Annotated in this window: 19 protein-coding genes; 4 read left to right on the top strand and 15 right to left on the bottom strand. The window is 33.6% G+C overall.

Annotated elements, in window-relative coordinates; genetic code table 11:
• Nucleotides 1-721: 721 nt before the first annotated feature.
• The gene (locus tag C8P70_RS06265; protein WP_133712485.1) at nucleotides 722-1,249 is read right to left on the bottom strand and encodes a gamma carbonic anhydrase family protein; all 528 of its coding nucleotides are present in this window, start codon (nucleotides 1,247-1,249) and stop codon (nucleotides 722-724) included.
• A gap of 131 nt (nucleotides 1,250-1,380) precedes the next feature.
• Here C8P70_RS06265 and C8P70_RS06260 point away from each other — a divergent pair, with 131 nt between their 5' ends.
• Both C8P70_RS06260 and C8P70_RS06255 read left to right on the top strand, forming a co-directional pair.
• On the top strand, nucleotides 1,381-3,762 hold the full coding sequence (locus tag C8P70_RS06260; RefSeq protein ID WP_133712484.1) for a TonB-dependent receptor: 2,382 nt from the start codon (nucleotides 1,381-1,383) through the stop codon (nucleotides 3,760-3,762).
• Between the two features lie 4 nt (nucleotides 3,763-3,766).
• Nucleotides 3,767-4,612, top strand: a complete 846-nt coding sequence (locus tag C8P70_RS06255; RefSeq protein ID WP_133712483.1) for a DUF4249 family protein — start codon at nucleotides 3,767-3,769, stop codon at nucleotides 4,610-4,612.
• A 23-nt stretch (nucleotides 4,613-4,635) separates the two neighbouring features.
• Here C8P70_RS06255 and recN read toward each other — a convergent pair whose 3' ends face one another.
• From recN to C8P70_RS06205, 10 genes are all read right to left on the bottom strand, one after another.
• Entirely contained in the window at nucleotides 4,636-6,291 is a 1,656-nt protein-coding gene (recN, locus tag C8P70_RS06250; protein WP_133712482.1) for a DNA repair protein RecN, read from the bottom strand.
• Nucleotides 6,292-6,312: 21 nt separating this feature from the next.
• Nucleotides 6,313-7,197, bottom strand: coding sequence for a type IX secretion system protein PorD (gene porD / locus C8P70_RS06245; protein WP_133712481.1), 885 nt, complete (start codon nucleotides 7,195-7,197; stop codon nucleotides 6,313-6,315).
• Nucleotides 7,190-8,398, bottom strand: a complete 1,209-nt coding sequence (coaBC, locus tag C8P70_RS06240) for a bifunctional phosphopantothenoylcysteine decarboxylase/phosphopantothenate--cysteine ligase CoaBC (RefSeq protein WP_133712480.1) — start codon at nucleotides 8,396-8,398, stop codon at nucleotides 7,190-7,192. Before coaBC ends, porD begins: the two co-directional genes overlap by 8 nt.
• 15 nt (nucleotides 8,399-8,413) lie before the next feature.
• Nucleotides 8,414-8,731: a DNA-directed RNA polymerase subunit omega gene (locus C8P70_RS06235; RefSeq protein WP_133712479.1), complete on the bottom strand. Its 318-nt coding sequence runs from the start codon at nucleotides 8,729-8,731 to the stop codon at nucleotides 8,414-8,416.
• Nucleotides 8,732-8,738: 7 nt separating this feature from the next.
• Nucleotides 8,739-9,548, bottom strand: a complete 810-nt coding sequence (locus C8P70_RS06230; RefSeq protein ID WP_133712478.1) for an outer membrane protein assembly factor BamD — start codon at nucleotides 9,546-9,548, stop codon at nucleotides 8,739-8,741.
• Nucleotides 9,549-9,703: 155 nt separating this feature from the next.
• On the bottom strand, nucleotides 9,704-10,222 hold the full coding sequence (locus C8P70_RS06225) for a ferritin (protein ID WP_133712477.1): 519 nt from the start codon (nucleotides 10,220-10,222) through the stop codon (nucleotides 9,704-9,706).
• Between the two features lie 12 nt (nucleotides 10,223-10,234).
• Nucleotides 10,235-11,122, bottom strand: a complete 888-nt coding sequence (dapA, locus tag C8P70_RS06220; RefSeq protein ID WP_133712476.1) for a 4-hydroxy-tetrahydrodipicolinate synthase — start codon at nucleotides 11,120-11,122, stop codon at nucleotides 10,235-10,237.
• Between the two features lie 12 nt (nucleotides 11,123-11,134).
• Nucleotides 11,135-11,647 carry a DUF6913 domain-containing protein gene (locus tag C8P70_RS06215; protein WP_133712475.1) on the bottom strand — a complete coding sequence of 171 codons (513 nt, stop codon included), beginning with the start codon at nucleotides 11,645-11,647 and terminating at the stop codon, nucleotides 11,135-11,137.
• A 62-nt stretch (nucleotides 11,648-11,709) separates the two neighbouring features.
• Entirely contained in the window at nucleotides 11,710-13,707 is a 1,998-nt protein-coding gene (ligA, locus tag C8P70_RS06210) for an NAD-dependent DNA ligase LigA (RefSeq protein WP_133712474.1), read from the bottom strand.
• 14 nt (nucleotides 13,708-13,721) lie between these two features.
• Nucleotides 13,722-14,195 (bottom strand): DUF6495 family protein, encoded by a 474-nt coding sequence (locus C8P70_RS06205; protein WP_133712473.1) that lies wholly within the window; start codon nucleotides 14,193-14,195, stop codon nucleotides 13,722-13,724.
• 202 nt (nucleotides 14,196-14,397) lie between these two features.
• On the opposite strand from C8P70_RS06205, the gene C8P70_RS06200 reads away from it, so the two are divergent.
• Entirely contained in the window at nucleotides 14,398-14,868 is a 471-nt protein-coding gene (locus C8P70_RS06200) for a DinB family protein (protein WP_133712472.1), read from the top strand.
• 37 nt (nucleotides 14,869-14,905) lie between these two features.
• Here the strand turns inward: C8P70_RS06200 and C8P70_RS06195 are convergent, their stop codons facing one another.
• From C8P70_RS06195 to rpsF, 4 genes are all read right to left on the bottom strand, one after another.
• The gene (locus C8P70_RS06195; protein ID WP_133712471.1) at nucleotides 14,906-15,862 is read right to left on the bottom strand and encodes a helix-turn-helix transcriptional regulator; all 957 of its coding nucleotides are present in this window, start codon (nucleotides 15,860-15,862) and stop codon (nucleotides 14,906-14,908) included.
• A gap of 86 nt (nucleotides 15,863-15,948) precedes the next feature.
• Nucleotides 15,949-16,392 (bottom strand): 50S ribosomal protein L9, encoded by a 444-nt coding sequence (gene rplI / locus C8P70_RS06190; RefSeq protein WP_133712470.1) that lies wholly within the window; start codon nucleotides 16,390-16,392, stop codon nucleotides 15,949-15,951.
• Between the two features lie 69 nt (nucleotides 16,393-16,461).
• Nucleotides 16,462-16,758, bottom strand: coding sequence for a 30S ribosomal protein S18 (gene rpsR, locus C8P70_RS06185; RefSeq protein WP_133712469.1), 297 nt, complete (start codon nucleotides 16,756-16,758; stop codon nucleotides 16,462-16,464).
• Between the two features lie 5 nt (nucleotides 16,759-16,763).
• Entirely contained in the window at nucleotides 16,764-17,105 is a 342-nt protein-coding gene (gene rpsF, locus C8P70_RS06180; RefSeq protein WP_133712468.1) for a 30S ribosomal protein S6, read from the bottom strand.
• Between the two features lie 225 nt (nucleotides 17,106-17,330).
• Between rpsF and C8P70_RS06175 the strand changes: the two genes are divergently transcribed.
• The gene (locus C8P70_RS06175) at nucleotides 17,331-18,149 is read left to right on the top strand and encodes a T9SS type A sorting domain-containing protein (RefSeq protein WP_133712467.1); all 819 of its coding nucleotides are present in this window, start codon (nucleotides 17,331-17,333) and stop codon (nucleotides 18,147-18,149) included.
• Nucleotides 18,150-18,188 lie beyond the last annotated feature (39 nt).

Here is an 18,188-nt window from a genome sequence, read left to right as displayed (position 1 = left end):
ATCAAAAAATCCTTACTTTTGGTAGTAAGGATTTTAGAGAATAACTGACAATTATTTTTAACCCCTAACTGTCAGATGAAGTTGTGGCTATTACAACTAAATAACTCATTGTAATTATCAAGTATAAGTTCTGACAGGGTTAGATGTCAACCTTGAATATCTGTAAAGAATAAAGAATTCGTTGTTTTACGTTTCTTTCTTCCTTGATATAAGTTACTTGTTATCCTTCTCTTAAAGGTTTTGTATGACTTCCATCTAAATCTCCATTTGACAAATCAATAAGATATTTGTTCTTTTTTAATAATTCTATCTAACAAGATTACCAAATACCTTCTTTACTCCAATCTCAAAAATGACTAAATATCACCTTATATATAAATTATTGATTATTAGATAATTATTAAATTAGTAAAGAATTTCACTGCGCATCGGTTTTTAAATTACTTAACATAGTATTAACTATTTTACAAAGTGGAGCTTTTGATTTAAATCCACTTTTTAGAAGTAGTAAATGAGAAACTATGTATATAATTCTATATTCCTTTGTGAAGTACTTGAAACATGAGTTTATAGGTTTTGTTAGTATAGCTACACTAATTTCTATAGCCTCCTTTATTTTACAAAAGTAAAGACAAACACATAAATAACTATACAAATATTCTGCCCAGCTTGAAACCAAGCAGAATCTTACACTCAAAGTTCCCTTGGTACAATATCTTCATTAAATAATATTATCTTCTTTTTTATACCAACTTGAATATAATACATAATTCTCAGCTATCCGCTCTATTTCTCCTGCAAAGTACGACTTATCAATATCTTTTATTTTCTTAGCCGGTACGCCCGCATAAATTACACCAGATTCTACTACAGTATTTTGGACTACTACAGCTCCTGCTGCAATAATTGTATTACTTTTTATAACACAATTATCCATCACAATAGCTCCCATTCCAATCAATACATTATCCTGAATTGTACAACCATGTATTAAGGCATTATGCCCAATAGAAACATTATTGCCTATAATTGTAGGGTGCTTCAAATATGTACAATGGATAATTGCTCCATCTTGTATATTAACTTTATTCCCTACAGAAATAGAATTTACATCTCCTCTGATAACAGAGTTAAACCAAATACTGCAGTTTCCCCCTATAATAACATCACCTATAATTGTTGCATTTTCTGCGATATAACAATCTTCTCCAAATTGAGGATACTTACCTCTAACATCTTTTATAATCATTTTAAAACTTACTTATACTAAAATTAATATTTACTTTTACACTTAAAAGCAATAAAATTAACTATTTATTCGTTAACAATTATCGTAAAGTTTTAATTATCTTGTCCCGTCTATTTTAACTTCAATCACGAATGAATTTCTTAAAAAAAATAAACCTCATCATAGTAATCTTGTCATTTTTATTTACAACAACTGCTTTTTCTCAAAAAAAGTACACTTTAAAAGGAACAGTACAAGATAGTTATGAATCATTGATCGGAACAACTATTTATATCCCTGAAATTAATAATGGGTTAATGACAGACGAAAAAGGCTTTTTTTCGATCGAACTTTCTCCGGGAATATATACATTACAAGTAAGTTATTTAGGATACGAAAACCAAAACATAAAAGTAAATTTAGATTCTGACCAATCTCTAAACATCACATTAAAAAGCAATTCTGCTGAACTAAAAGAATTAATCATCATACAAAACTCCAAAAAAACAGATATTAGAAAGCCTGAAATGAGTGTCAATAAGCTTTCTGTAGAAGAAATAAAAAAAATGCCCGTTGTTTTGGGAGAAACTGATTTACTAAAAACTATCTTACAGCTCCCCGGAGTAACAAATGCCGGAGAGGGAGCTGCCGGATTTAATGTACGAGGAGGAAGTGCGGGTCAAAATCTTGTATTATTGGACGATGCAGCAATTTACAGTTCATCCCATCTATTTGGTTTCTTTTCAATTTTTAATGCTGATGCCGTCAAAGATTTAAAACTTTACAAAGGTGGAATTCCCGCCCGCTTTGGAGGGAGAGCTTCTTCTGTTTTAGAAGTTTTTCAGAAAAGTGGAAATACAACAGAGTTTCACGGAACTGGGGGAATCGGAGTTATTTCGAGCCGGTTAATGCTTGAAGGTCCTATCCAAAAAGGAAAATCTTCGTTTCTTATTGCCGGAAGAGGCTCCTATGCTCATTTGTTTTTAAAATTGACAGACAATGACAACTCTGCTTATTTTTACGATATTAACACCAAACTATCTTTTGACATTAATGACAAAAATAAAATTAATTTTTCAGGGTATTTCGGCAGAGATATTTTTAGTTTTACAGATATCATGAAAAACTCTTTCGGAAACCTTGCTGCAACTCTTAATTGGCGTCATTTATTTACAGATAATTTAACCGCCAATCTTTCACTTAATACAAGCCAGTACACTTACGATTTAGATCTTGATTTAATAGGTTTTAGCTGGAAATCAGGAATAAAAAGTTACCAACTAAAATATGACTTTACTCATGATATAGATCAATCTTTGCAATTAAAATACGGTTTAGGAGTCATAGCCTATAATTTTGATCCCGGCACTATAAAGCCTACAAGAACAGATTCATCCATCAATTATAAAAAGATAGATGATAAGCACGCTACAGAAGCTAATATTTATATTGAAGCTGAGCAAAAAATAGGACAGCATTTCAGTATGAATTACGGCATACGATTTTCAAATTTTAACGCAACAGGTAAAGGTGTAGAGCAGATTTACGAGAACAATCAACCGGTTTTGTATGACAAAACTCTTGGGGTGTATAAAATGGCTGATCCTATTAACATCCAAACTTACAGCAAGGGAAAATCCATCAAACAATTTAACAATTTAGAACCTCGATTGGGAATTGCATATATAATAAATGATGATCAATCGGTTAAGGCAAGTTATAATCGAATGGCGCAATATATTCATCTTATGTCAAATACTTCTGCACCAACTCCATTAGATATATGGACGCCCAGTGGTAGATATCTCGAACCCGAACTTGTTGACCAGATAGCACTTGGTTATTTTCAAAATTTAAGCAATAGCAAATACAGCCTTGAAACAGAAGTTTTTTATAAAAAAGGCAAAAACAGTATTGATTATATTGATGGAGCCGAACTTATCGGAAATGATGCTATTGAACGCGTTATATTGACAGGAGAATCCCAGGCTTATGGTTTGGAATTTCTGCTTAGAAAAAACACAGGTCAATTAACAGGCTGGATCGCTTACACTCTCTCTCGTTCCGAACAAAGAACTCCCGGAAGAACTATTGAAGAACCCGGCATAAATAACGGTGAATGGTACCGCACGGCATACGATAAACTACATGATTTAACAGCTACTGCCATTTATGATTTTAACCCCAAATGGACGTTTAGCGCAAGCTTTACGTTACAATCCGGGAGACCGATTACATATCCGGAAGGGCAATACGAATATTTAGGATTGCGTGCGCCAAAGTTTGGAGAACGACATGCCAACACTATGCCGGCATTCCATCATCTGGATGTTTCAGCTACTTATACTCCTAATCCCAATAGTAAAAAACGCTGGAAAAGCGAATGGATATTCGGCATTTACAATTTATATAGCAGATATAATGCGGCCTCTATTTCATTTCGGGAAAATGAAGATATACGCGGTAAGAATGAAGCAGAAAAGCTATCTATTTTTGGACTCGTTCCAAGTGTTACTTATAATTTTAAATTCTAAAATGATGAAAACATTCAAGCATATTATTTTTATAGTTTGTTCTTTAATTCTATCAGCCTGTACTAAAATAATAGATATTGACTTACCAACAGCCGAACCTGGTTTAGTAGTAGAAGGAAACTTAGATTTTAATCCTTCTAATGCGATAGATACTCTATACATAAAATTAAGTTTAACTACAGATTATTTTAACCCTGATATTCCAAAAGTAAGTAATGCTGTTGTTTGGGTTGAAGATTTTCAGAATAATCGCTATCCTTTTCAGGAGTTTTCGGATACGGGAATTTATTTTTCTACTGAAATACAAAAACCGCAAGAAGGAGATTCGTTCAAACTCCATATAGAATATGGTAATGATATATATGAAGCAACTGAAACCTATATAAAAAGCCCGAAAATTGAAGAAGTAATTCAAACAAGAGAAAAATTTTTCGACGAATCGCGATACGTTCTAAGAGTATATTATCAGGATGAACTTCAGAATAAGCAGAAATACAACTATTACTATCTGATGTTTCAAAAAGATTCACATTCGCCTCAGCCAAGGGTCGTATCTAACGAATTTTCAGCAGGCAATAGAATGGAGACCTTATATATTGCGAATGAAAATACACAACCCGGAAATTTGATCCACATACAACTTGGACAAATATCACGTAATTATTACGACTTTATCTATGCTTTTTTTGATGCTATCAACAACGGAGGTGGTCCTTTTCAAACTCCTGCCGGACAAATCGTAGGTAATGTAAAAAATATGACTTCGCCGGAAAAAGAAGCTCTCGGGTATTTCAGAATACTGGATCTACAAACAACACAACACGTTATTTATGAACAGCCTAATCCTTAAAAAAGTAAGCAATAATTTTAAAATTATCTAGTCAATAACTCTTTAGCATGCTGAAGGGCAGAATCGGTAATATCTTTTCCGGACAACATCTGAGCAATTTCCCGAACTCTGGTCTCTGCATTCAGTTCTACCAATTTAGAAGTAGTCGTATCCTCGTCAGATTCTTTAAATACTTTATAATGATGTTTTCCTTTGGCTGCTATTTGCGGTAAGTGCGTAATTGAAAATACTTGCATATAATTACTCATATCACTCATAATTTCTCCCATTTTATCCGCCACTTCACCAGAAACGCCGGTGTCTATTTCATCAAAAATAATTGTTGGCAAATGAGAATATCTTGCTAAAACCGCTTTTATGGCTAACATTATTCTCGACATTTCTCCTCCTGAAGCTACTTTTTTAAGCAGTCCGTAACTCGTTCCTTTATTCGCTGAAAACAACAGTTGAATTTCATCCGTCCCGTTGGACAAATAATTAGCAGAAAGATTAAATTCAAATTTAAATTCAGCGTTAGGCATTCCCAATTCTTTCAGGATATCTAATAATTGCTTTTGCAACCCGGGAACTGCTTTTTTTCGCATATCGGACAGTTTTTTAGATAACTCTCTCAATATCTTTTCCAACCTTTTTATCTCCTCCTCCAAAGCCTCAATTTTCTGCTCCAAGTCGGTTGCCAAAAATATTTTTTCACTTAATTGTTCCTCAATTTCTAGTAATTCATCCACGGTAGATACCTGATGCTTTTTTTGCAAAGCATAAAGCAACTGCAAACGCTCATATACATAGCTTAACTGTTCCGGGTCATAAATTACACCCTCTAACTGATTTTCCAATTCAGCCGCAATATCGGATAACTCTATTTCCACACTGCTCACCCGATTGTTCAGTTCACTATAGTTTTTAGAAAAAGAAGCCGTCTTCTGAAGTAAATTCCTAACTTCTTTCAAACCAACAATTACTCCCAATTGTTCAGCGATCAGCAAATTTAGAGATTGTCCGAAGCTTTCCCTAACAAATTCAACATTATTCAACTTTTCATATTCTTCTTCTAATTCAGTTTGATTTAATTTGATTAAATCTGCTGCTTGCAATTCTTCCAATAAATAATTGCTGTAATCCTGTTCTTTTATCAGTTCGATCCGTCTCTCTTTTAACGATTTTAATGCCGAATTATTTTTTTTATACTTCTTTAAATTCGATTGATAGTTTTCCAGCAATTGACGATTTCCTGCTACGGCATCCACAACCTGAATCTGATAATTTTCATCTGAAAGTTCAGCTGTTTGATGTTGAGAGTGAATATCTATCAACGACTCGCTTAATTCTTGCAAAACATTTAAATTTACTGGACTGTCATTGACAAACGCACGGGATTTTCCTGAAGGCAATATTTCACGGCGAATAATGGTCAGAGGTTCATAATCTAGGTCTAAATGACTATATAACTCCTGCAGGTTATAAGATTCTACATTAAAACATCCTTCTACAATGCATTTCTGCTCTTTGTTTTTCAGTGAATTTAAATCTGCTCTTTTTCCTTGCAGTAATCCTAATGCCCCTAATAAAATAGATTTTCCTGCTCCCGTTTCTCCTGTAATAATAGAAAACCCGGCCGAAAAATTTATTTCAAGTGATTCAATTAATGCAAAATTTTTGATATTTAGCAAGGTCAACATAGACAAATAAAATTTACAGTCTTATAAATTATTCCACTTAGAAGAATTTAGCGGAGATATTTTATTCAAAGTTTCAACCACTTTTTTCTTATTTTTATCCATTACTCCTGAGTAAATATTTACTATTTCATCAGTTTTGGCATCAAAAAAGATTCGCATCAAAAATGAATTAGGTCTTGTATTGTGAATTTGCACTAAATCTGTCAATGCAGCATAAATGCCGTCTCTTCCATCTTCAACTTTATCTGCCATCAAATCCATTCCTTCACGATGATAGGTATACAAAGCTTTTCTGAAGGAACGTCCTGAGCCTGCTAAAATATCATTTACAAAATAATATCTTGTATTTGTACCATCCCCTTGTTTCCACCCTTTATAATTAGATTGTTGTGCTAAAGAAGCTATGCTTGATGCTGCCTGATAATATTCGGTTCCTCCTTCTAAAGCAAAAGTATCGGCATCCATCCCCATTATCATATTGACATAAAACCCCATGATTGAAAGCAAATTAGAATCGTAGGAATTGGGATTATATCTCAAAGATTCGAATTCTGTATATGAAAAAGAAATATCTTTATCATTAAAGTTTAATACCGGTGATGTATAAGTAGAGTTGTAAACCGGACGAGTAAACTGAACCTGCAAAGTTCCGCTAACTGAATTATTTTCAAAAGAATTTACGTTTAAAAGAAAAACACAATCTATCTTTTCGTTATTTGAAAATTTTGTGGATGTCCAGCTGGTATTGTTCAACAGCTCTCTTAATGCATTCTCAAGCGTCTTAAAATAATTTTGATTGCTATTGCCAATTTGGCTATGATTGATACTAACAGTCGCTTTTAACTCTTGAGCTCTCCCAAAAGTAAGGACAAAAAAGAAACCAATAAGCCAAATAAACTTATGCATAATGTTCAATTATTTTATTCACAATATCTTTTGCAACTTCTTCCTTTGATTTCAGTTCTTTTGGTTCCAGATTAAAATCTTTATCTATAAAAGTAACTTTATTTGTTGATTTTCCAAAACCAGCTCCTTCATCATTCAGTGAGTTTAACACAATTAAATCTAAGTTTTTCTTCTTGATTTTTTGTTTAGCAAACTCCACTTCATTTTGAGTCTCTAATGCAAAACCAATTAAAAACTGTTCTTTCTTAATAACTCCTAAAGATGCTAATATATCCGGATTCTTTTCCATTTCAATAACAAATTCCTCAGCGTTTTTTTTAATCTTTTGATCCGCTACTATCTTGGGTTTATAATCTGCAACCGCCGCCGCCGCAATTACTGCATCAGTATCTTCAAAGTACTTATGACAAGCATCGTACATTTGGTTGGCAGACATAACAGGTATTACTTTTACCCGAGGATGTTGAATTTTTTGATGGGTTGGTCCCGAAATCAATATTACCTCTGCCCCTTTATTTGCTGCCTCCAAGGCAATATCAAATCCCATTTTACCGGAAGAATGGTTACCTATAAAACGCACGGGATCTATTGGTTCGTATGTCGGACCCGCAGTAATTAGTATTTTTTTTCCTTTGAGCGGTAAAAATTCAGTAAAAGTATTCTTGAGAAACTGTATTATATTTTCGGGTTCAGCCATTCTTCCAACGCCTACTAATCCACTTGCCAATTCTCCTTCTTCTGCCGGAATGATTAAATTACCGAAACCAGACAATGTGGTTAAGTTTTTTTCTGTGGTAGGGTGGACATACATATCTAAATCCATAGCCGGAGCTATAAAAACCGGACATTTAGCAGATAGATATATAGCTAAAAGCAAATTATCACAAAATCCGCCAGCCATTTTTGCCAATGTATTAGCAGTAGCCGGAGCAATAAGTATAAAGTCTGCCCACAATGCTAAATCTACGTGATTATTCCACGTTCCTCCATCTTCAGCAGAATTAAAAAACACTGTATAAACAGGTTTCCCTGATAAAGTTGATAAAGTATAAGGAGTTACAAATTGATGAGAAGCAGGCGTCATAATCACTTGAACCTGAGCACCTGCTTTGATAAGTAAACGCACTAAAGCTGCCGTCTTATAAGCGGCAATACCACCAGTAATTCCCAGTATTATCTTTTTTCCGCTTAACGCCGTCATTCTTTTTGTGTTAAATTATTTCACAGCTTCTTTGTAAGCTATTTTATGATGCAACCACTCTTCTACAGCTAAAGCATGTGCTTTTGGTAGTTTTTCATAAAATTTAGATACTTCGATTTGTTCTTTATTTTCAAATACTTCATCTAAACTATCGTTATTTGTAGCAAATTCATCTAACTTATCAATCAATTCATTTTTGATTTCAGTATTAATTTGCCCTGCTCTTTTTGCAATAATAGTAATAGCTTCGTAGATATTTCCCGTTGGCTCTTCTATTTTATGTTTGTTGTAGGTAATCGTATTTACCGGTGCAGTTGTTTTTTTTAAGTCCATTACAAGCTTAGTTATTTTGAATTTTTTCTAATTCTTTATTGATATCAGCCAACATTCCGTCAGCTTTTTCTTTATATTTTGTATCCTCTTTAAAGCGAATCAGCGTTTCATACATTCCCTTGGCATTCTTTAAACGTTCTTCCATTTTAGAGTAGACACTGTTCATTGCCAGTTTATATGCAGAATCAAACTTATAATACAAAGCATCTTCTTTATAAATCGTACCCGGATAATCATAAATAAAATTATCCAAAGCGATAATAGCTGCTCCGTAATTTCTAGTCCATCCTCCGATTGTATTCAATTGTTTTGCATTTTCAAACGCTTTTTTCTCTATTTTTCTGTTCATTTCAGACATAATAGCATTGGCTTCAAAAACAAAATCCGATCCCGGGTATTCGTCAATAAACTTTTGCAGTTTATCGATAGTTTCATAAGTAATCATTTGGTCTAAAGAATACACTGGTGATAATTCTACTCCGCATTTTATCTCTTTCAGCAAAGCTTCTTCTCTTCTCTCGCTTCTCGGGTATGTTGAAGCAAACAATCTAAATCTCGGACCTGCCAAAATATAATCTTTTACCTGATAAGTTGCTTCTGCAAAATTGTAGTACATATCTTCTGCATCAGGACGTGCGCGATAGGTTGTTTCTATCTGCTCATACAAGCGGATTGCTTTTCTGTATTTCTCTTGTTCATAATATTGGTTTGCCACCTCCATTTTATAGTCTGTATCCTCTGACTTTAATGCTTTTTGCAAGGGACTGCACCCTGCCATTGCAAGCACTAAAAGAGATAAACCTATATATTTTTTCATATATTTATTTCTGTTTTTAAACAAAAGCCTTCCCGAGATAATACTACGAAAGCAAATGCAAATTTAGTTATATAATTGCATTATACAATAATCTTTGTTCACAAAAAAGAAAAAGATGCTCTTTTAGCATCTTTTTACATTTATTTTATTCATTCTTAAACAGTTTCCACACCGTTTCCTCCTTGCTGATTAAAGCTTTTCATATCGTTATCAAACAAATACAATCCTCCTTTATCATCTCCTATCAAATTGATTTTATCCAAAATTGTACGCGCCGTTGCTTCTTCTTCAATTTGTTCAGAAACATACCATTGCAAAAAGTTATGTGTCGCATAATCTCGTTCTTCCAAAGCAATGTGTACCAATTCATTAATACTTTTAGAAACAAAAACCTCATGCTCAAACAATTGTTTAAAAAGCGTTTTAAAAGACGTATGATCTAAATTCGGTTTAGTAATTTCCGGGATTAATGCTTCGCCTCCTCTTTGATTGATATATTTTACCAGTTTAAGCATGTGTTGACGCTCTTCATCTGATTGGGCAAACATAAAAGTAGCAATTCCTTCAAAACCCTGAATTTCTGCCCAAGACGCCATTGCCAAATATATTTGAGAAGAATCTCCTTCAATCTTAATCTGCTCGTTTAATGCTTTTTGTAACTTTTCTGATAACATAGCTCTTTATTTTTATTGGGTTACTAATTTCCTGTATTCTCTTTCTATTCTTCCCGCCAGATTTTCATCCACGTTAACCAGCGGTAATCTGAGTTCATTTCCTATAATTCCCTCTAATTTAAGAATTTCTTTTATTCCTGCCGGATTTCCTTGCTCAAAAATCATATCAATAATCGGCATAATCTGATATTGGATTTTGAACGCTTTTTTGTTTTCGCCTTTCAATCCCAAACGAATCATATCCGTAAATAATTGAGGAATTCCCTGTCCGATAACAGAAATCACTCCTGCACCACCTGCCAAAACCAATGGCAGAGCAATAGCATCATCCCCTGAAATGATTAAAAAATCTTTTCGGGTAGACTGTCTTATCAACTCCATTCCTTGCACAATGTCTCCTGCCGCTTCTTTAATACCAATAATATTTGAGAATTCATTTGCTAATCGAATTACGGTTGACGGCATCATATTACTTGCTGTTCTTCCGGGAACATTATACAGTAAAATTGGAAGCGGACTATGTAAAGCAATTTGCTTAAAATGTTGATAAATTCCCTCTTGAGTTGGTTTATTGTAATAAGGTGAAACGGATAAAATAGCGTGGAAGCCTTCCAGATTTTCTGAATTTAACTCCTCTAAAACAGTCTGAGTATTATTATCTCCCACTCCTAATACTAAAGGCAGTCTGTTTTTATTGGTTTCTATAACAGTGCGCTTGACAAGCTGTTTCTCCTGTTTAGACAAAGTTACAGATTCCCCCGTTGTTCCTAACACCACAAGGTATTCCACTCCTCCATCAATAGAAAATTCAACCAATTTCTGCAATGCCTCTACATCTACAGAAAGATCACTTTTAAAAGGGGTTACCAGAGCAACACCCGTACCAATAAATGACTGCATACTTTTATGTAATTACTTTTTAAAATTATTTATATATTTTATTAGGTTTTCGATATTCTGTTTAGCATCCATTGCAGTAACTTCCAACGTAAAATGATTTACTCTTGAAACTACAGGAGAAATTCCTACTTTAAAGCGAGCTTTAGACTGAGACGTAACCCACAAAAGCGGAACTGCATCTTTAGCATAATAGCTGATTAACAAATCGTATGGCTTTTCTATAAAGTTACGAATTTCTTTTTTATCCGTATTCCCTGAATTATCAAAATCGGATAAACTAAAAGATTCGGCTTTCACGTTTTTGAGCGATGCACCTGCATTATAAACTAAAAAATCAACATTCTGTAACTTTACTCCTATCTTTTGCAATGATTGCTGCATTTTTTCCAAAGCAATCACTTCTCCTTTTTCCAAAACTACTCCAACCGTTGAAAAGGTATAGTTGTAATCCGGATTCAGGGCGGCTAACTGTGTTTGTACCACAGCCTTCTTTAGTGCTTTTTTCTTTAATGCATTAAAAATCATAGTTAATTTATTTGTGTAAAATTAAAAAAAATGCAAAACAAGGCACTTCATTTAACACCAATTTATTCAATCATTGCCAAAAAGTCATCTTCTGATAAAATTACAATTCCAAGTTTATTGGCTTTTTCTAATTTTGAGGGTCCCATTTTATCTCCTGCCACAACAAAATCTGTTTTAGAAGTAATTGAACTCCCCACTTTTCCGCCGTGGTCTTCTATCAACTGCTTTAGTTCATCTCTGGATACTTTTTCAAAAACACCAGAAACAACCACCGTTTTACCAGTCAATTTATCCGAGATAACCGTAGACTCTCGCTCTTCTAATACCAGCTGCACACCGTACTGTTTTAATCTCTCTATAATTCGCTTGTTTCGCTCCTCACAAAAGAAATCTATAACACTTTGTGCTATCCGCTCTCCTATTTCGTCTACTAAAACCAAATCTAATAAGGTTGCCTGAGCAAGTGCATCTATACTTTTATAGTGAAGTGCCAGTTTTTTGGCAACAGTTTCGCCGACATACCTTATCCCCAATGCATACAGCACACGTTCAAACGGAATTTGCTTCGACAGTTCTATTCCTTTTATCAGATTATCTGCCGATTTTTCCGCCATTCTTTCCAAAGGCAGTATTTGTTCTTTTTTCAGCTCATATAAATCAGCATAATTTTCAACTAATCCGTTTTTATAAAGCAATATCACCGTTTCTTCTCCCAAGCCTTCTATATCCATTGCTTTTCTGGATATAAAATGTTGAATACGCCCTGCGATCTGGGGTGGACATCCATATAAATTAGGGCAATAATGCTGTGCTTCTCCTTCTTTTCTTTCTAAAGGAGTACAACACTCCGGACATTTATCAATATAAAGCGTAGGCAGAGAATTTTCCTGACGTTTATCCAGATTAATACCGACAATTTTCGGGATAATTTCCCCTCCTTTTTCAACATACACGCTATCGCCAATGCGAATATCGAGTTTCTCAATTTGATCAGCATTGTACAAAGAGGCTCTTTTTACAATTGTACCTGCCAACTGAACAGGTTCTAAATTAGCTACCGGAGTTATCGCTCCTGTCCTGCCAACCTGATAGGAGATTGAATTTAAAATTGTTTCCGCTTGTTCTGCTTTAAATTTATACGCCATTGCCCAACGCGGGGATTTTGCGGTATATCCAAGTTCTTCCTGATAATGAATAAGATTAACTTTTACGACTACTCCGTCCGTTTCATAAGCCAGATCATGTCGATGTACATCCCAGTAGTCAATAAAGTCAAAAACTTCATCCATATTTTTTGCGAGTTTGGATACAGCAGGAACCTTAAATCCCCAACTGCGGGCTTTTTCCAAACTTTCATATTGGGTAGCGATAGGCAGATTTTCGCCCACGACATAATACAGCAAGCATTCTAACGGACGTTTTGCTACTTCTGCGCTATCCTGTAATTTTAAACTTCCTGATGCTGTATTTCTTGGATTAGAATAGGGTGTTTCTCCTATTTCAATCAAATTATGATTCATCTTCTCAAATCCAGCAAAAGGCAAAATTATTTCCCCTCTGATTTCAAAGTTCTGCGGATAGTCTCCTTTTAATCTAATCGGAACCGATTTAATCGTCCGAACGTTGTTGGTTACATCATCTCCCTGAAAGCCATCACCACGGGTAATTGCCTGCTTAAGCAATCCATTTTCATAAGTAATACTGATAGAAGCTCCGTCATACTTTAACTCACAGGTATATTCAATTTCTACTCCTCCCAGATTGCGCTGAATACGCTGTTCCCAATCCAGTAAATCTTCTTTAGAATAGGAATTATCTAAAGAATACATGCGATAACGGTGAGGAACGGTTTCAAAGTTTTTAGTAATTTGCCCACCTACGCGCTGAGTAGGAGAATCAAGGTCAAAATACTGCGGATTTTCTTTCTCCAATCGCTCCAATTCTTTTAATTTTTTATCAAATTCAAAATCAGATATAATCGGATTATCCAACACATAATAATTGTAATTATGCTGATTCAATTCCGTTCTAAGAGCTTCTATTTTCTGTTTTACTTCCATAAATAATAGATACGTTAAAGCTTCAACATCTCTTTAAATTGATTATACAGGTTTCCTTCGCTTAAAATAGCTCCTTGTTTTATAATCTCAAACACTTCAGCGCTTCTGTCTTCTCCAAAAGGTTTTCCTCCATGACGAATTTCTACTTTATCTGTAAAAACGGATTCGGTCAACCACTGCAGTCCTTTTTCAGTTAAAAGATTGACATCAGGCACTAAACTTCGAATCACAATGGTTTGAATATCCGTATTATCAAAGGCAAACAAAAAAATATGTGTAGGAGAATAGTGTTCTAAAAATTTAGCATTATTTAAAACTCCTTCCCAAATTAAATCCGAAAAAACATCCAGCTCTTGTTCTGCAACTTCCGGTTTTTCAGTTTTGATTTTATCCCATTCCTTTTTATCTATCTGTTGAGAAGCTAAAAATTTTGTAAACTCCGGATGTAATTCCTCAAACTGTTCTTTTGTCAAACGGCTGTATTTCATATTGGCTTATTTAAAAACTCAAAAATACTAATTATTAAACGTTATTTTCTAATGATATACCTAACCTCCAGAAAAAACTTATCAAAACAAACATCAAAATCATCCATACTTCAAAAATAATTTAAAAAACGTAAAATCTACTGTCAAACCGTTGTCAATACCTCGGCATACATTTGCTGTAAATCATAAATATATATACAATATGAAAACTGAAATTTTATCAAAACAAGATTTACTAAAGTATTGGCAAGGACAAAGAAGTCTGACCAGAAAAGTAATTGAGGCTTTTCCAGAAAGTGATTTATTCAATTTTTCAATCGGCGGGATGCGTCCATTTGCGGCAATGTGTTCAGAATTAATAGGGATAGCAGTACCCTCTTTAACTTCTATCACAACTAATAAACCAATAAAACTGGATGAAAAATCTAAATTCACAACCAAAGAAGAATTATTAATGCAATGGGATAATGATACAGCAAACATCAATGCTTTATTTCCTAAAATTTCAGACGCGCAGTTTCAACAGCGTTTTGTACTATTTGGTGAATATGACTTTAAAATCCAACAACATCTCTTCTATTTTATTGACAATGAAATTCACCATCGCGGACAAGCTTATGTTTATTTAAGAGCTTTGGGTATTGAACCTCCATTTTTTTGGGAAACGCTCTAAAAAACAAAAGTCCTTTCGCGTTTCTCGAAAGGACTTTTTAATTTTTATGTTTCGTTAAAACACTCTCCAAAAGCTCACCCACTTTTTCTTTTAACTCTTCCGGTTCAATAATTTCTGCTTTATCGGCAAACATTAAAAACCAGCGCGGGAATCCATTCTCAAGATTTTTCATTTTAAAATGCATTTCTGTTTGTTCTGCATGTTCAATTTCTTTTATAAAGCCATAGTATTTTCTATCCCACACCAAATAAGGTGCTATCTTTTTATCAACCAGAATCCGGACATCCAAATTCAAATCAATCTGTTTAGTCGGCAAATACTTATCCAAAGTTCCATGTTCTGCATGAAACAAATTTTCCAATAATTCAATAGAATAAACTCGATCTGATCTAAACTGGCGGTACGATTGACGCAAATGGCAATATGCCATAAAATACCAGTAATTATTTTCATAAAAAACACCTATGGGTTCAACAATTCGGCTAATAGGTTTTTCTGTATTACTTTTCCGGTATTTAATCTCTATCTGTTGTTTTAACGAAATACTTTTAAACAAAGTCAACAAAGCCGACGGAACTTTTTTATTAAAAACCGTTCGGTCTGAACACATAAGAATAGAAGGCTCCATAACAGAAACTTCAGCTTTTTGAGAAGAACGTAAAACAGCTTTCATTTTAAATAAAGCTGATGTAAAATGATCACTTAACTCCTGATCAACATATACCTGCATAATCTTTTCTGCAGCAGCAAAACTCAATGCTTCTTCTCGTGTAAACAAAGTAGGAGGAATTTTATACCCATCCACTAAGGAATACCCTACACCCGCTTCGCTATAAATAGGCACTCCGGCTTGTTCTAAAGAACGAATATCTCTATAGACTGTACGCAAACTAACGTTGAAGCGATCTGCCAGTTCTTGAGCCGTTACAATATGCTTTGATTGCAAATGAATAAATAAGCTTAATATCCGATCAAATCTTTTTTTTATGTCCATTCTCTTTTAAACAAACTACAATATTACAAAAAAGCTCTCCTATTAGGAGAGCTTTTTGCTTATATAACCTTAAAAAGATTTTATTATTATGCTTGTTCAGGGATTACTTCGTAATCAACTTCTACAATTACATCGCGGTGTAAACGAACGTTTGCAGTATATTTTCCTAAACGTTTGATAACACCTGAAGTAATGTATTTTTTGTCAACTTCCTGACCGTTTTTAGCAAAAACTTCAGCAATATCTGCATTCGTCACCGAACCAAACAATTTTTCACCACCTGCTTTTACAGCTATTTTGATTTCGATGGCTTTTAATGCTTCTGCAACAGTTTTTGCATCAGCAACTAATTTAGCTTCTTTGTGTGCTCTTTGCTTTAAGTTTTCAGCTAAAACTTTTTTAGCAGAAGGCGTAGCCAAAACCGCCATTCCCTGGGGAATTAAATAGTTGCGTCCGTATCCTGGTTTTACTGTTACGATATCGTCTTTAAAACCTAATTTTTGAACGTCTTGTTTTAAGATAATTTCCATTGTTGATGTCCTTTTTATAAGAAGTTAGGTTTCATAAGCATGAAAACCAACAACTTTTTTAATTATATATTATTTTAATAAATCGGCTACGTACGGCATTAAAGCTAAATGACGAGCTCTTTTAATTGCTACAGATACTTTTCTTTGGTATTTTAAAGAAGTTCCTGTCAAACGGCGAGGCAAAATTTTCCCTTGCTCATTTACAAATTTCAACAAGAAATCAGGATCTTTATAATCAATATATTTAATTCCTGATTTTTTGAAACGACAATACTTTTTAGTTTTGTTAGTTTCTATATTCAAAGGCGTTAGATATCTGATATCTCCGTCTTTTTTTCCTTTTGCAGATTGCTCAATACTTGACATAATAATTAAGCTTTTTTAGTTTTTAATTTCTCTCTTCTTCTTTCTGCCCAAGAGATAGCGTGTTTATCTAAACTTACAGTCAAGAAACGCATCACTCTTTCATCGCGTCTGAATTCTGTTTCAAGATTAATGATTACATCTCCTGATACTTTATACTCAAACAGGTGGTAGAATCCACTTTTTTTGTTTTGGATTTCATAAGCTAATTTTTTTAAGCCCCAATCCTCTTTAGCTACCATCTCAGCTCCTCTTGAAGTAAGAAATTCTTCGAATTTCGTTACTGTTTCCTTTACCTGAGTTTCAGATAAAACGGGATTCAAGATGAAAACAGTTTCGTAATGATTCATAAATAGAATATTTATTTGTTATAAAATTGGGTGCAAATATAATATAGTTTATTATCATAACCAAATGGTTCATTAGGATTTTGTTTCTTATTTTGAGGCTGTCTATTAACAACTTTGAAAACACATTATTTTATTATCCAGTCAAATATTTTAACATAACCTTATAAAATATTATTTTTTATTATTATATTTGTTATAATTTCTCTTTAAATAAAACAAAATGCTATGAAAAAAAATTACTTTTTAATTCTATTTTTTATTTCTTATTTAGGATTTAGTCAAAATATATTTCATCTCTACGAAGGAAATGAAGATATATCAAATTGGTCAATAACAGGAACTGATATCGAAATGTTTTCTCGTGATGATTTTACAGTCAATGGACTTCCTGGATGTCTTTCAAGCGGAGTAGGTTCAATTAATCTACAAAACACATCTTCCCAAGACAGAAATTTCACATTAACCTCTCCTTCTTTCTCATTAACGGCTAATTCGCTTTACACGCTCGATTTTGGATATTATTATTTTGAATTTGATGCAATGATGGGAGATTCTCCTTTAGGATCTATATCCTCTGTCTTATTAAAAGATTCTTCAGGAAACACTGTAGAAAACCTTATTATATCCTATAATAATCCATCTACTCCTTATCAAGGAAATGTAAGCTTTCAAGTAAGTACTACAGGAACATATTATCTTGATTTTGAAGGAGAAATAAATGAAGTAATAATTGAAGGCTGTACTTTTTGTTATTTTAGTGACCTCAGTCTCTACAAAAATGAAAATTTAAGCATCAATAAACACAATAACCAATCAAACCAAGTTATACTTTACCCGAATCCTGCCAAAGAAATAGTTCATCTTATTACTGAAAATCAAGTTCTTTCCAAAATTAAAATATACGATATGCAAGGCAAATTAATTTTAGAACCTGAGACAAGTAAAACGATAGATATTTCAAGTTTAAATTCTGGAATTTATTTTATTACTTTTTCTATAGAAAACAACCCTAAAGAAATCACTCGAAAACTAATTGTTAAGTAGTTTTCCAATCTCTACAAAAACCCACATAAGCACATCGTA

The sequence above is a fragment of the Myroides indicus genome (assembly GCF_004364575.1).
GTDB lineage: Bacteria > Bacteroidota > Bacteroidia > Flavobacteriales > Flavobacteriaceae > Flavobacterium > Flavobacterium indicum_A.
The sequence above is the reverse complement of the archived record's forward strand: the minus strand, read 5'-3'. Positions and strand labels throughout refer to the sequence as shown.

Coding starts and splice junctions, on each gene's coding strand:
- C8P70_RS06265 (WP_133712485.1), bottom strand. CDS start 1,249: ATGATTATAAAAGATGTTAGAGGTAAGTATCCTCAATTTGGAGAAGAT.
- C8P70_RS06260 (WP_133712484.1), top strand. CDS start 1,381: ATGAATTTCTTAAAAAAAATAAACCTCATCATAGTAATCTTGTCATTT.
- C8P70_RS06255 (WP_133712483.1), top strand. CDS start 3,767: ATGAAAACATTCAAGCATATTATTTTTATAGTTTGTTCTTTAATTCTA.
- recN (WP_133712482.1), bottom strand. CDS start 6,291: ATGTTGACCTTGCTAAATATCAAAAATTTTGCATTAATTGAATCACTT.
- porD (WP_133712481.1), bottom strand. CDS start 7,197: ATGCATAAGTTTATTTGGCTTATTGGTTTCTTTTTTGTCCTTACTTTT.
- coaBC (WP_133712480.1), bottom strand. CDS start 8,398: ATGACGGCGTTAAGCGGAAAAAAGATAATACTGGGAATTACTGGTGGT.
- C8P70_RS06235 (WP_133712479.1), bottom strand. CDS start 8,731: ATGGACTTAAAAAAAACAACTGCACCGGTAAATACGATTACCTACAAC.
- C8P70_RS06230 (WP_133712478.1), bottom strand. CDS start 9,548: ATGAAAAAATATATAGGTTTATCTCTTTTAGTGCTTGCAATGGCAGGG.
- C8P70_RS06225 (WP_133712477.1), bottom strand. CDS start 10,222: ATGTTATCAGAAAAGTTACAAAAAGCATTAAACGAGCAGATTAAGATT.
- dapA (WP_133712476.1), bottom strand. CDS start 11,122: ATGCAGTCATTTATTGGTACGGGTGTTGCTCTGGTAACCCCTTTTAAA.
- C8P70_RS06215 (WP_133712475.1), bottom strand. CDS start 11,647: ATGATTTTTAATGCATTAAAGAAAAAAGCACTAAAGAAGGCTGTGGTA.
- ligA (WP_133712474.1), bottom strand. CDS start 13,707: ATGGAAGTAAAACAGAAAATAGAAGCTCTTAGAACGGAATTGAATCAG.
- C8P70_RS06205 (WP_133712473.1), bottom strand. CDS start 14,195: ATGAAATACAGCCGTTTGACAAAAGAACAGTTTGAGGAATTACATCCG.
- C8P70_RS06200 (WP_133712472.1), top strand. CDS start 14,398: ATGAAAACTGAAATTTTATCAAAACAAGATTTACTAAAGTATTGGCAA.
- C8P70_RS06195 (WP_133712471.1), bottom strand. CDS start 15,862: ATGGACATAAAAAAAAGATTTGATCGGATATTAAGCTTATTTATTCAT.
- rplI (WP_133712470.1), bottom strand. CDS start 16,392: ATGGAAATTATCTTAAAACAAGACGTTCAAAAATTAGGTTTTAAAGAC.
- rpsR (WP_133712469.1), bottom strand. CDS start 16,758: ATGTCAAGTATTGAGCAATCTGCAAAAGGAAAAAAAGACGGAGATATC.
- rpsF (WP_133712468.1), bottom strand. CDS start 17,105: ATGAATCATTACGAAACTGTTTTCATCTTGAATCCCGTTTTATCTGAA.
- C8P70_RS06175 (WP_133712467.1), top strand. CDS start 17,331: ATGAAAAAAAATTACTTTTTAATTCTATTTTTTATTTCTTATTTAGGA.